The following is a 12,888-nucleotide window of genomic DNA, read 5'->3' on the forward strand; positions in this document are numbered from 1 at the left end:
TTTGGTTACACACCTCAGCCAAACGCTAACCGCCCTTGCATATTGCGGCAGGGACCCAGCTTGCATCTGCGATTTAGAGAGGTGGCACTGCAAGACTTGCTTCGCCTGATGCATAAACCGTTGGGGACCCGCATCTTTACTTGGACTGCCGAACCCGCGTCCAGCCCATTTCCGCGGGCTCCGGCTTTTTGAGCAACAGGAAAGGCAGCAGTAACCACGGTGGTTCCACGGTTTCCACTGCCTTCCTTGGATCCGCCCGGTCTAACCAGGCCTAGCCCTTGGCCGGCTGCACGCTGAGCAGGATTTCGCGCACCAACGCGTATTCCTGGGTATCCAGGAACTGCTGCGCCTGCTGCTTCACCGGGTCATCCGGGACGCCGTGGTCTTCCAGATAGTCCTCTTCGACCCACATCATCGGCGACTGCTCGCCGACCTTGAAGAAGTTCAGATCCGGGTTCTCATTGCGCTGGGCGAGCACTTGGTCATCGACCAGGGCAATATCGAACCCGGAATCCTTCTCGCCATCTTCCTGGCTGGTCGATTCCCAGAACTCGGCAATGAGGCTGGCGGGATGGAAGCCGGTGCCAGCTCCGGGGTCCGGCAGCTCTTCGCGGTCCAGTAGCTCCCGCTCGTACAGCGACATGTCCCCATCCGGCGAGGTTGCCGTGGTGGGGATCAGCGTGAGCACATGCTTGCCCTGCGCGTCCTTGATCTCCCATTCATCCCATTCGGTGCATTCACCCTCGCAGTCATCCCCGATGGCGGTCCACTGCTCCGGGATCATGAACTGGATGCCATGCACTTCATGCTCTTGGCTCAGCTCGGGCGCCGCCGTGCTTGGCGCATCCGGGCTTTCGGCGCTTGGCGATGGGCTGGATTCGGGGCTCGAAGCCTCCGGCGCGCTGGCACTTGCCGATGGCGATGTGCCGCTTGGCGCAGGTTCCTGACTGGGTGTCGAGTCCGGCTGGGCTCCCTGGCAGGCAGCCAGCATCAGGGCTGCTGCGCACATCATCGGGAGCGCGCCGAGACGGGTTCTGGCACGGTTCATCTTTTCCAACTCCTTGATCCATGATCCGGTCATGCAGCTGACATCGCGAGCTCCCCCATTGAATTCATCCTCCACTCAATTGCAGGTTTTTCCAATAGCGGCGGCATCACGCCTTAGTTGCAAGTTGTCCCGGTCGTGCTCCCGAGGCCAGGTAATTTTCGATTTCCGGTAGTGCCCAGCCGCGAACAGTGGCAAGATATGTGAAGTGGAACACTCTAAGCATTCATTTCATAATTTAGATTCATTTATCGGCCTGGGCCGCCTCGGCGGCCTGGCGCTCTCCCCCGACGGCACCAAGCTCGTCACCACCCTCAGTGAGCTTTCCGAGGACGGGACGAAATACGAAAGCGCCCTTTGGTCGCTGGATCCCAAAGGCGAAGAACCAGCACGCAGGCTGACCTTCGGCGAGCACGGCGAATCACAACCGCAGTTCACCGCCAACGGCGACCTGCTCTTCGTGGCCAAGCGCTCGTCGAAGGAAGACGCCAAGGCCGAAGGCTGGATCCTGCCGGTAGCAGGAGGCGAAGCCCGCTCGGTGATTTCCCACCCTGCCGGGGTGCAGTCCTTGCGGATCTGCCAGCAGTCCCCGCAGACCATCGTGCTGCGCGCCTCGGCCTTCTCCCGCGCCAAGGACCTGGACGCCGAAGCGGCACTGCGCACCGGCCGCAAGGACAAGAAGGTCTCGGCGATCCTGCACACGGGCTACCCGGTCCGCTACTGGGACGAAGATCTGGGCCCATCCACCCCGCACTACTACACCGGGTCCCTGCCGGGCCTGCAGGACGCCACCAGTACCCAGCTCACCGACCTCACCCCGGGCATCGGCGCGAATCTGGAGGATACCTCCTACGACGTTGCTTCCAATGGCAGTTTCCTGGTCACCGAATGGCAGGTTCCCGAAGGCCGGGCTTCCTCAGCCCCGGGAGTGATGCGCATCGACCTGCACACCGGCGCCCACGAAATGCTGCTGGCCCCCGACGACACGTACGAATATACGCTGGGCAAGATCAGCCCGGATTCAACCCAGCTGGCCTACGCCCGCTGGGAGCGTTCCACCGCCGATACCGCCCCGGTCTTCGAGTTGTGGCTGATGGATCTGGCCGACGGCGCCACCCACCGGATCGCCGCCGGCTGGGACCGCTGGGTCAATGACCTGCAGTGGGTTCCCAACGGGCGCTCGCTGCTGCTGACCGCCGATGACAACGGCCACGCCCCGGTCTTCCATCTGAGCCTGTACAACGACAAGATCACCCGGCTCACCGATGACGGCGCGTACACCGATCTGGCCATCAGCAGCGACTCGCGTACCGCCTACGCGCTGCGTTCCAGCTACCTGTACCCGGCCGAACCGGTAGCCATCGACCTGGCGCATACCGGGGACCTGGAGCCGGGCGAATTCGCGGCCTTGACCGAGCTGCGCTCCCCGGTGTCCCGCCCGGCCCTGCCCGGAACGCTCACCGAGGTGTCAGCCACCGCCGAAGACGGGTCGAGCATCCGCGCTTGGCTGGCCCTGCCCGCCACCGCTTCTGCCGCCGACAAGGCGCCGCTGCTGCTGTGGATCCATGGCGGGCCGCTGGGCTCGTGGAATGCCTGGAGCTGGCGCTGGAGCCCATGGCTGCTGGTGGCCCAGGGCTATGCCGTGCTGCTGCCGGATCCGGCCCTGTCCACCGGCTACGGCCAGGAGTTCATCCAGCGCGGCTGGGGCCGCTGGGGCCAGGAACCGTACACGGACCTGCTGGCCATCACCGATGCCGCCGAGGCGCGGCCGGACATCGATGAAACCCGCACCGCCGCCATGGGCGGCTCCTTCGGCGGCTACATGGCCAACTGGGTGGCTGGGCACACCGACCGCTTCAAGGCCATCGTCACCCATGCCAGCCTGTGGGCGCTGGAAGGCTTCGGCAAGACCACCGACGCCGCGTTCTACTGGACCCGCGAGATGAGCCCCGAAATGCGCGAGCAGAACTCGCCGCATCATTCGGTGGGCAGCATCGTCACCCCGATGCTGGTCATCCATGGCGACAAGGACTACCGGGTGCCCATCGGCGAGGGCCTGCGCCTGTGGTACGAGCTGCTGGCCGATTCGGGGCTGCCCCAGAAGGAAGACGGCAGCACCGAGCACCAGTTCCTGTACTTTCCGGATGAGAACCACTGGGTGCTGTCCCCGCAGCACGCCAAGATCTGGTACCAGGTAGTCACCGAGTTCCTCTCCCAGAAGGTGCTGGGCAACGCGCCGCAGGAGCTGCCCGAGCTGCTGGGCTAGAACCGCGCAGTGCCGGACTGCCGGGGCGGAGTCATTGCCGCCCCGGCAGTTCCACTGGCGCTGGAGCATCTCCCCCGGCACCGCGGCTGGCCAGTACCAGGGCCTTGGCCCGCCGCGCCACGTCGGCATCGCGTTCGCCCAGCAGCGCTACCAGCCGGGCCAGATGCGCCGCGCGCTGGGCATAGCCGGCGGCAAGGCGCTGGCCCAGGGTCATCGAGGACAATTCCTGGGCTTCGCGCCAAGCCATCATCAAGGCCCGCTCGAACAATCGCTGCCCTGCCTCGTCCGCATTCGGGGCCGCGGTCGCGCCGAGCACGGCCACCGCATTGATCTGCGAATCCTCCAAGCCCATGGCCAGCTCCTCCAGCTGCCGGCGCGAATGCTGGACGGACCGCGAGCCGCGGGAGAACCGGGTCAGCTGCGAGGTCGCCCCGAGCAGGTACTGGAGGACCTGGACCACGTTGACCACCGTGAAGAACAGCATGAACACGAGCATCCAGTACAGCAGCGAGGTGCTGTAGTCCGGCTGCTCGTACCCGGCCTGCTTGAGCACCACGGCGAAGTCCTCGGCCGCGCTGGCAGCTTCCATGGCCGGATAGTTCGACTCGTAGATGCTTCCATGCTCCCACCCGCCGGTCGTTCCCCAGGAGGCGGTGCCGCTGATGACTGCCCCCGAAATCAGCCCGGGGACGATTCCCTTGCCCTCGTCGGTGATCAGCAGCGGGATGATCGTCAGGTCCTCGGGCAATTCGCCGTTGGCCGGATCCGCGCGATCGGAGTATTCGTCCTTGATCCGCAAGATCGCTGTGCGCACGCTCTCGGGCGTCGAATCGCGGTATTCCGAGCCGTCGAAGTACTTGAGTTCCAGGTAGGCTTCGGCATCGCGCACCGCAACCAGGATCTGCTGCGGGGTGTCGAAATCCTCTTCCATGTACCGGCGGATCTCGGCCTCGTCGACCAGCTTTCCCTGGTCATCGATGTCAAGTTCCATCCCCCGTCCGGACCCCTCATGGGTGCGTCCAGGCTCGTTGGCTACCGACGACACGATGAGCCCCGCGGCGATCAGGCTGCCCAGCAGCAGGGCAGAGAGCAGCCCCGCCGTCCACGCCCGGCGCAGCTTGGGCGGTTCATCGCCCTCGGTGCCCACGGTGCCGGCGAACTTGGCCAGCGCGCGCCGCCAAGCACCGGGCTCGCGCGGCATGCCGTCTGCCTCCTGATCGGCCTGAAGCGTATCGCCGAGAATCCCGCGTGCCAGCGAGTTCGCCGTGGCGATCTGCGCCAGCGCACCCTGCTTGGATACCGGCGGCAAGCCCAGGCTGGAGCGCAGCTCATTGTGCTGGGCGCCGATCTGGGGCACCGGCTGCTGCAGGCCCCGCGGATACCGGCGCAGCCGGGCAGCGATCTTCCCGGCGAGCTTCGCCAGCCGCCGTTCGGCCTCGGCCCAGCGCTCGATGGCGGTGCGCTGGCTGGTATCGCCATGGGCGGCATTGAGCAGTTCTCCGAGGGCACTGCGGAAATCCGCCAGGTCCTTGCCGGCCACCATGGTGCCCGGGGCGGTGTCCAGCCGGATCAGCAGCGCCGTGGCCGCATCGTTGATCGGGCTGCTGAGCTTGTCGAAGGTGGATCCGGTGCCAGCCAGGTGCGCATGCACCGAGCCGGCGCCCATCAGCGAGTCGGCCAGTTCCGTCAGCTTGCGCGTGTCGGCCTCAAAGGCCGCCAGCTGCTGCCCGGTGCTCTGTTCCAGGCATTCAGCCCGGGTGAACAGCGAGCGCACCAAGGGCGCTTCGCGGCGGGCGGCATCCAGGGACAGGGATTCGAGCTGCCGCCACGCCTTGGTGAAGCCGGCAGGACGGCGCGATTGCTCGGTGGCCTGGTAGGTCGCTTCCAGTGCTTCGAGGTCAAGGAGCACGCGAGCCAGCTTGCGCTGCGCCGCGGCCAGCCGCCGGTGGCGCGATGCCCACCGCGAGCGGTAGCGCAGGGCGCTGGCCAGGAACGCGGCGGTGAGCATGGCGCTCGCACCCACGGCCGCGAACCAGAAGATCGCCGAGCTGCTGGGCGAATCGTCCAGCAGCACGGCGGCAGTATGCGCGGCGGCCACCGCCGCCTTGGGCCCATGGCCTACCGAAACGTTCTTGGTGAAGGCGTGCTCGATGTCGAAGCGCAGGTCGGTATGCGCGTCGTCGGATGCTGCAAGGCTGCGGTCCAGGCCCGCCCCGGCGAAGCGCTGTTCAGCGTCGCTTAGCCCGGGATCCCTGTTCTCCATCCTGGTCGAGACGATGATCTGGTTTTCCGGCACCTGCCCGCGCAGCAGTTCATCACCCGTGAGCCAGCGGTCGGTGATGACCAGCTCCAGCGGGGCCGTGGCACGCGCCGGGTGCCGGGCCAGCTCGGCGTCCACCGCCTGCTGGGTGATGTTGAAGCCGTTATCGCCGCGGACCACCACCTGGACCTCGTAGGGGTCCGGGACGTTGGCTGCCTGCACGGCCAGCACCGCGCGCACGCCCAGCGCGGTGGTCACCAGCGCCATGATGATGGCGGCGATGGCAGTCCAATGGAAGGGGCGGTGCAACCGCCGCCCGGTGGAATCGTGCATCAAGCGGGCCGGCATCAGCGGGTCCCGCTTCCTGGCGCGAAATTCCTGAGCACCGCGATGGGATCATTCTCCAGCGCATCGGCGGCCGGTTGCTTGCCTGCCATCCGTTCACCCAGCCCTTGCGGGACCTTGAGCCGCGCCTGCCCGGCTTGCCCCAGCGCATCGCGCAGCACGCTATCGAGCTCGTCGCGCAACTCCCATAGCCGCTCAAGGATTCCAGGAGAATCCTCCGCCCCGGTGCCCCGCCGGCCCACCCGGGTTCGCAGCAGCTGCAGCTCATCGGTATGGGTAATGATCACGGTGCGCGCGGCCTGGGCGCAGCCCAGCTGCCCGGCACCGGGAAGGTCGAGGAACAGCGCCAGGTCTTCCAGCCGCTCACGGTGGTACTCGAAAATCCGGTTCCAGGCTTCGCCCGCATCCCGCGGCCGGGCCGTATAGGCATGGGCCAACTGGACCGCGCCACGCAGCAGCGAGAGCTCGTGCTCGCGGTTGCGCAGCTGGTCCAGTTGGGCTTCGGAGACCTGCTCCTGCTGTGGGGAACCCGGGTCCGTGTCCAGCGCGCGCCGGGCGCCTAGCTGGGAGCCGGCCCGTTGCCTTTCCAGTTCTGCCATCACCTGTGCCAAGCGGCTCTCCCCCGGCAGGCCGAGGTCGGGCACGGGCTTTCGGCCCAGGTAATTGCTTGCTTGCTGGATCCGCGACTCGAGCAGCTCGGCCTGCTTAATGCGGTCAGCGGCGGCGGCCTGCCCGGCCTTGCGGCGCTTGGCACGCCAGGCCCAGGCGAGCAGGAAGGCAATGGCCGCACCGAGCGCGCCCAAGGCGATCGCCTTGGACAGAGTCCGGTCAGGCGGCGCCTGCAGCTGCTGCGTGGTGGCCAGCGCGACGGCGGTGATCCCCGCGGTGTAATCCCCTGCGGCGAACTCGCCCTGTCCTGCCTCCAGGATCCGCTCACGGCTTCCCGGTGCGCTTTCGCGCACATCGCGCCCGGGATCCACGGCGATTTCCACCGGATCCCCAGCATCCTGGGGAAGCATTACCCCGACGGCGATCCAGCCTTCCCCGACATAGCCCAGGGTCTTTCCGTTCTCCAGCCAGTCATCGCTGAGCGCGTCGCTGTCGCCGAACATCAGCATCCCGCGCACCAGCTGCCCGGCGCCCTTGAGGTTGTTGGGTTCCTGGTCCACCCCGAGCAGGATCTTCGCATCTTGTTCGCCCACGGCCTGCCGGACCTGGTCCATGATGCTTTCCGAATCCACCTCATCGAGTGCCGCGTCGGTGACCGCCAGGTAGAAGTTGCCTTCCTGGGAGGTCACCGATGGGATCAGGACGGTGCCGTCATCTGCGGAGTCCTCGTTGGGCGTCGCCGACGGGTAGACCGGAGCCGTGGCCTCTGGCTGAGTTGGATCCCCGGCTGCCTGCGCCGGCACGGCACCCAGTCCCAGGCCCAGTCCCAGGGCTGCGAACAGGCCCGCGAGCAGCAGCTTGCCGGGGTACTTCAGGTCGGTGCGACACGTGCGGTTCATGGGAACAACTGTATCAACAGGGGTTTGAATAACCCTGCTCAAGGAACATTTCGAACCGCGGGGACGACACCGCCCCGCGCAGATCCCCTAAAGGTTCTGCGCGGGGCGGTGGACTGCCTCGCTGGTCCGGGAACCCTTAGTCCAGCAGCATCGCCGGTTCCTGCAGGATCGACGCCACGTCGGCCATGAAGCGGGCCGAGAGGTCGCCATCAACCACGCGGTGGTCGAAGGAGCCGCCCAGGGTGGTGATCCAGCGCGGGACCACTTCGCCGTCGATGACCCATGGCTTCTGGCGGATCGTGCCGAAGGCAACGATGGCTACTTCGCCCGGGTTGATGATCGGGGTTCCGGTGTCGATGCCCAGCGCGCCGATGTTGGTGATGCTCAGCGAGCCATCGCGCATGTCCTCGGGACGGGTCTTGCCGGCACGAGCGGTGGTGGCCAGATCGTTCAGGGCGATGGCCAGTTCCTTCATGTTCAGGTTCTGGGCGTCCTTGATATTCGGCACCAGCAGGCCGCGCGGGGTGGCTGCGGCGATGCCCAGGTTCATGAAGCGCTTCTGGTGGATCTCGGCGCCGTTTGCGGTTTCCACCCAGCTGGCGTTCACCGAAGGGTTGCGGGCCGCCGCCCAGATCACGGCACGGGCCAGCACCAGCAGCGGCGAGACCTTGATGCCCTCGAAGTCGCGGGACTTCTTCAGGCGCTGCACGTATTCCATGGTTCGGCTGGCATCCACATCCACGAAGATCGAGACATGCGGTGCGGTGAAGGCCGAGTCGACCATGGCCTTGGCGGTGGCTTTGCGCACGCCGCGCACCGGGGTGCGTTCCACGCGGGCATCGGCCAGCTGGCCGTGGGCCCAATAGGTTGGCGCCGCTGCATGCTCGGCTTCGCGCTGGGCCTGGTAGCTATTGACGTCTTCGCGGGTGATCTCGCCCTGGTTGCCGGTGCCCACCACGTCGTTGATGTCGATGCCCAGCTCCTTGGCCAGCCGGCGTACCGGCGGCTTGGCCAGCACGCGGTCCACGAAGCTCGCCACCGCAGGCTTGCGGCGGTCGACTTCGCGGGTCACCGCGGTACCCAGGGACTGCGCGCGGCGCGAGATGGTCTCGGCCAAGGCGGAGCCGGAGGCGCGCACCGCTGCGGTTCGCGCACCGGCCGTCGAAGGAGCGTGGCGGGTGGTGCGTGCCCGGCGCACCGAGGCATCAGCGGTGGGGCCCGATCCGACCAGCGGGCCGGGTTCCTCCGAGGCCTGCGGTGCGGCGGTGCTCAGGGCTTCGGCTGCTTCGGGCACGCCGGTTGGAGGTGCCGCGTTGCCTTCTTCATCGATGGTGATCAGCGGGTTGTCCACGAGTACGGTATCGCCCTCGGCCGCGTGCAATGCGGTGACCACCCCGGCGAAGGGGCAGGGCAGCTCGACCAGCGACTTCGCGGTTTCGATTTCCACGAAAATCTGGTTGACCTCAACGGTGTCGCCCACCTTGACCTTCCAGGAGGCGATATCCGCTTCGGTCAGGCCTTCGCCCACATCGGGGAGATTAAAGACTGTCATTACTACTCCTTGGATTCCGCTTAGTAAGCGAAAGACCGGTCGAGGGCTTCAAGCAACTTGTCGATGTCCGGCAGGTACTGGGACTCCACCTTGGAAATCGGGTAAGGCATGTGGAATCCGCCCACGCGCAGCACTGGGGCTTCCAGCGAGAGGAAGGCGCGCTCGGTGATGCGGGCCGCGATTTCGCCGCCCAGGCCGCCGAAGGTCGGCGCTTCGTGGGTGACAATCAGCCGGCCGGTCTTCTGCACCGATTCGGTAATGGTGTCGAAATCGATCGGCGACAGCGAGCGCAGGTCGATGACCTCGATGGACCGGCCATCTTCCAGCGCGGCATCAGCGGCAGCCAGGGCGATCGGCACCAGCGGGCCGTAGGCGACGATGGTCGCGTCGGTGCCCGGGCGGACCACCTGCGCCTTGAAGGCATCCAGCGCCGGGGTTTCTGTATCGACCTCGCCCTTGAGCCAGTAGCGGCGCTTGGGCTCGAAGAAGATCACCGGGTCCTGGCAGCTGGCTGCCTGCTGGATCATCCAGTAGGCGTCATGCGCGTTGGACGGGGTGATGATGCGCAGGCCCGCGGTGTGGGCGAACAGCGCCTCCGGGGATTCGGAGTGGTGCTCGATGGAGCCGATGCCGCCGCCGTAAGGGATGCGGATGACTACAGGCGTGGTCAGACGCCCCTCGGAGCGGGCGTGCATCTTGGCCAGCTGGGTGGTGATCTGGCTGAAAGCCGGGAAGACGAAGCCGTCGAACTGGATTTCCACCAGCGGGCTGAAGCCGCGCAGGGCCATGCCCACGGCGGTGCCGACGATGCCGGCCTCGCCCAGCGGCGAGTCGATGACGCGGTGCTCGCCATACTTGTCGATCAGCCCGTCGGTGATGCGGTAGACGCCACCGAGGCGCCCGATGTCCTCGCCCATCAGCAGAGACTTGCCATTGGACTCCAGCACCTTGTCCAGGCCGCTGGTAATGGCCTTGGCCAGGGTCATTGTGGTGGTCATTTAGTGCTCTCCCTCAGCCGCATCGGCGAATCCTGCTTCGTATTCCAGATGCCAGGCCAGTTCTTCCTGGATCAGTGGATGCGCTTCGGCGTAGACCTGCTCGAAGGACTTGGCCAGCGGCGGGACAGGGAAGGCCATGGCGTCTTCGCGGACCTTGGCAGCCATCGCATCAGCGTCGGCGGCCAGCTGCTCGAAGTAGGCGTCGTCAACCAGGTTGTTCTCGCGCAGGTAGGTTTCCAGGCGGATCAGCGGGTCCTTCGGGGCCCACTGGGCCTCTTCTTCGCTCATGCGGTATTTGGTTGGATCATCGGCGGTGGTATGCGCGCCGAGGCGGTAGGTGACAGCCTCGATGAGGACCGGGCCCTTGCCGCTGCGTGCGTGTTCCAGCGCCCAGCGGGTGACCGCCAGAACGGCCAGCACGTCGTTGCCATCCACGCGCACTCCCGGCATGCCGTAGCCTGCGGCGCGGTTGACCAGCGGCACCTTGGACTGGACCTCGAAAGGAACGGAGATCGCCCACTGGTTGTTCTGGCAGAAGTAGACCACCGGTGCGTTGAAGGAGCTGGCGAAGACCATGGACTCATGGGTTTCGCCCTCGGTGGAGGAGCCATCGCCGAAGTAGGCGACTACGGCGTTGCCCTCCTTGGCGCGACGGGCTTCATCCCAGCCGCGCTGTTCCATGTTCAAAGCCATTGCGTAGCCGGCGGCATGCGGCATCTGCGCGGCAAGCACCATGGTGTACATGTGGAAGTTGTTTTCCCGGGGATCCCAGCCGCCTCCGGAGATGCCGCGGAACAGGCGCAGCATTTCGGAGAAGGACACATCGCGGGTCAGTGCCACACCGTGCTCGCGGTAGGTGGGGAAGATGTAGTCGCTTCGGCGGGTGGCACGGCCGGAACCGATCTGCGCCGCTTCCTGCCCGCGCAGCGGAACCCAGAGGCACAACTGGCCCTGGCGCTGCAATGCTGTGGCCTCTTGGTCGAATCGACGGGTCAATGCCATGTCGCGGTAGAAGCCGCGAAGCATGTCATCATCAACGTCACCCAGATACGCATCGTACGTTCCATGGGACTGACGCTGGCCGTCTGGAGTCAGGATCTGAATCAGATCCGGCTCCGTCGCCTCGGTCGCAGCACGCGTCATTTATCATCCTTCGGTCATAAATATGCCCCACACGGAATACATTCCGCATGGGACATATACGGCTTGTCTAATTTCTAAGCCTATAGGCACTGACCGCTAAAACGCGAGAAATCAGCACCAGTTGCCCCTATGCCAGGTCTAGTGATTCCTTGCACAGTTCAATAAAACGATCGTTTGCTTCAACTTCGCCGATGGAGACGCGCACTCCTTCGTTCGAGAAGCCGCGCACCGACAGCGCCACGGCGTTTGCCCGCTCGACGAACTCATCGGTCTTTTCGCCCAGCGGAAGCCAGACGAAGTTCGCCTGGGTGGAAGGAATCTTCCAGCCCTGCCCGGACAGGGCCGAGGCAACTCGTTCGCGTTCCATGACCAAGCCCTCAACGCGCTCAAGCACCTGGTCGATGTGGGCCAGCGAAGCGACCGCGGCATCCTCGGCCACGCTGGAGACGGCAAACGGGGTGGCCACTACGCGGATGTTATCGGTGATCTCCGGGTGAGCCACCGAGTAGCCCACCCTGAGATTCGCCAGGCCGTGAGCCTTCGAGAAAGTGCGCAGGAGAACCACATTTTCGTTCTCGTTGTAGGTATGGATGCCATCCACCGATTTCTCGTCGCGGACGAACTCGGTGTAGGCCTCATCCAGGACAACCAGCACGTTCTTCGGAACCCGTGCCAGGAAGTCATCGATTTCGGCCTGGCTGAGTACCGGACCGGTGGGGTTATTCGGTGTGCACAGCAAGATGACTGAAGTATTCTCGTTCACCGCTGCGATCATGGATTCCAGATCGTGGCGCCCGTCTTCCAGCAACGGGATTTCAACGGGCAGCGCACCGGCAGTCTGCACGAGGATTGGGTAGGCCTCGAAGGAACGCCACGCATAGATGACTTCATCCTGGATGCCGTCTTCGTTCTGGCCCGCGAAGGCGTTCAGGATCTGCACCAACGCGCCAAGGGAACCGGCCCCGGTCACGATGTCTTCCGCAGGAACGTCCAAGTACTCGGAAAGTGCTTCGCGCAGCTTGGTCGATAGCGGATCAGGGTAGCGATTCAGGCTGGACTGCTCCACGACCGCCCGATGCACAGCGTCCAAGGGACCGAAGGGAATTTCATTCGATGACAGCTTGTAAGCTCTCGCGCCTTCAATAGGGGCAGGCGGCTTGCCCGCAGCGTATTTGGGCAAACGTGCAACTACAGAGCGTGGCTGCACCTGATCTTGGGTCACCGGGTTCTCAGTCATACCTCAAAGCCTAGCCCTCACTAAGGGTTTAGCGATATCTCCGGTTCATCCTAATCCCAGATTTCTATGCCAAAGTTAAGGCATGAGCTTTCTGATTCGAGTCATCGTCAATGCGCTTGCCCTCGCCGCCGCCGTCTGGATTGTGCCCGGCCTCAAGATCGTCGCGGCCGGCGAAGGTGCAGTAAGCACGGTCATCGCCTATTTGGCGGTTGGCGCAATCTTCGGATTGGTCAACGCCTTGGTCCGTCCGATCGTCAAGCTGTTCTCCTTGCCAATCACCTGCCTCACCTTGGGCTTGTTCACTATCGTGATTAACGCCCTGATGCTCCTGCTGACTTCATGGCTGACGACCTTCACCCCGATTGAACTGGTCATCGAGCAGTTCTGGTGGGATGCCATCGCCGGCACGATTATCATCTCCATCGTCTCTGCGGTCCTCGGATTGTTCGTCAAGAGCGAGAACGAGTAAGCGGTATTCGACGCAGTACAAGAAGAGGACGGCATCCGACAGGTGCCGTCCTCTTTCGTTAATAT

Annotated in this window: 9 protein-coding genes; 2 read left to right on the forward strand and 7 right to left on the reverse strand. The window is 65.0% G+C overall.

All coding sequences use genetic code 11. The annotated features are described in order from the left end of the window. Nucleotides 1-271 precede the first annotated feature (271 nt). A complete protein-coding gene (locus EDF61_RS10800) occupies nt 272-1,048 on the reverse strand; it encodes a hypothetical protein (protein ID WP_133834087.1) in 777 nt (258 codons plus the stop codon). A gap of 205 nt (nt 1,049-1,253) precedes the next feature. Between EDF61_RS10800 and EDF61_RS10805 the strand changes: the two genes are divergently transcribed. Next, the gene (locus EDF61_RS10805; RefSeq protein ID WP_133834088.1) at nt 1,254-3,311 is read left to right on the forward strand and encodes a S9 family peptidase; all 2,058 of its coding nucleotides are present in this window, start codon (nt 1,254-1,256) and stop codon (nt 3,309-3,311) included. A gap of 31 nt (nt 3,312-3,342) precedes the next feature. Here EDF61_RS10805 and EDF61_RS10810 read toward each other — a convergent pair whose 3' ends face one another. From EDF61_RS10810 to EDF61_RS10835, 6 genes are all read right to left on the reverse strand, one after another. Beyond that, nucleotides 3,343-5,919, reverse strand: a complete 2,577-nt coding sequence (locus EDF61_RS10810) for a hypothetical protein (protein WP_133834089.1) — start codon at nt 5,917-5,919, stop codon at nt 3,343-3,345. Continuing rightward, entirely contained in the window at nt 5,919-7,424 is a 1,506-nt protein-coding gene (locus EDF61_RS10815) for a hypothetical protein (RefSeq protein ID WP_133834090.1), read from the reverse strand. The genes EDF61_RS10810 and EDF61_RS10815 overlap by 1 nt, the downstream gene beginning before the upstream one ends. A 136-nt stretch (nt 7,425-7,560) precedes the next feature. Then, nucleotides 7,561-8,976 (reverse strand): dihydrolipoamide acetyltransferase family protein, encoded by a 1,416-nt coding sequence (locus tag EDF61_RS10820; RefSeq protein WP_133834091.1) that lies wholly within the window; start codon nt 8,974-8,976, stop codon nt 7,561-7,563. A 20-nt stretch (nt 8,977-8,996) separates the two neighbouring features. Continuing rightward, complete coding sequence (locus EDF61_RS10825; RefSeq protein WP_133834092.1) at nt 8,997-9,974, reverse strand: alpha-ketoacid dehydrogenase subunit beta; 978 nt, start codon at nt 9,972-9,974, stop codon at nt 8,997-8,999. After that, the gene (gene pdhA / locus EDF61_RS10830; protein ID WP_105656216.1) at nt 9,975-11,117 is read right to left on the reverse strand and encodes a pyruvate dehydrogenase (acetyl-transferring) E1 component subunit alpha; all 1,143 of its coding nucleotides are present in this window, start codon (nt 11,115-11,117) and stop codon (nt 9,975-9,977) included. Between the two features lie 127 nt (nt 11,118-11,244). Then, nucleotides 11,245-12,354, reverse strand: a complete 1,110-nt coding sequence (locus tag EDF61_RS10835; protein ID WP_133834093.1) for a histidinol-phosphate transaminase — start codon at nt 12,352-12,354, stop codon at nt 11,245-11,247. A gap of 82 nt (nt 12,355-12,436) precedes the next feature. On the opposite strand from EDF61_RS10835, the gene EDF61_RS10840 reads away from it, so the two are divergent. Further along, complete coding sequence (locus EDF61_RS10840; RefSeq protein ID WP_105656214.1) at nt 12,437-12,823, forward strand: phage holin family protein; 387 nt, start codon at nt 12,437-12,439, stop codon at nt 12,821-12,823. Nucleotides 12,824-12,888: the final 65 nt, after the last annotated feature.

The organism is Arthrobacter sp. JUb115 (genome assembly GCF_004365035.1).
In the GTDB taxonomy this organism is placed as follows: Bacteria; Actinomycetota; Actinomycetes; order Actinomycetales; family Micrococcaceae; genus Glutamicibacter.

Bases quoted from the DNA above. Each gene is read 5' to 3' on its own strand.
- pdhA (WP_105656216.1), bottom strand. From the start codon at position 11,117: ATGACGCGTGCTGCGACCGAGGCGACGGAGCCGGATCTGATTCAGATC.
- EDF61_RS10835 (WP_133834093.1), bottom strand. From the start codon at position 12,354: ATGACTGAGAACCCGGTGACCCAAGATCAGGTGCAGCCACGCTCTGTA.
- EDF61_RS10800 (WP_133834087.1), bottom strand. From the start codon at position 1,048: ATGAACCGTGCCAGAACCCGTCTCGGCGCGCTCCCGATGATGTGCGCA.
- EDF61_RS10825 (WP_133834092.1), bottom strand. From the start codon at position 9,974: ATGACCACCACAATGACCCTGGCCAAGGCCATTACCAGCGGCCTGGAC.
- EDF61_RS10820 (WP_133834091.1), bottom strand. From the start codon at position 8,976: ATGACAGTCTTTAATCTCCCCGATGTGGGCGAAGGCCTGACCGAAGCG.
- EDF61_RS10840 (WP_105656214.1), top strand. From the start codon at position 12,437: ATGAGCTTTCTGATTCGAGTCATCGTCAATGCGCTTGCCCTCGCCGCC.
- EDF61_RS10815 (WP_133834090.1), bottom strand. From the start codon at position 7,424: ATGAACCGCACGTGTCGCACCGACCTGAAGTACCCCGGCAAGCTGCTG.
- EDF61_RS10810 (WP_133834089.1), bottom strand. From the start codon at position 5,919: ATGCCGGCCCGCTTGATGCACGATTCCACCGGGCGGCGGTTGCACCGC.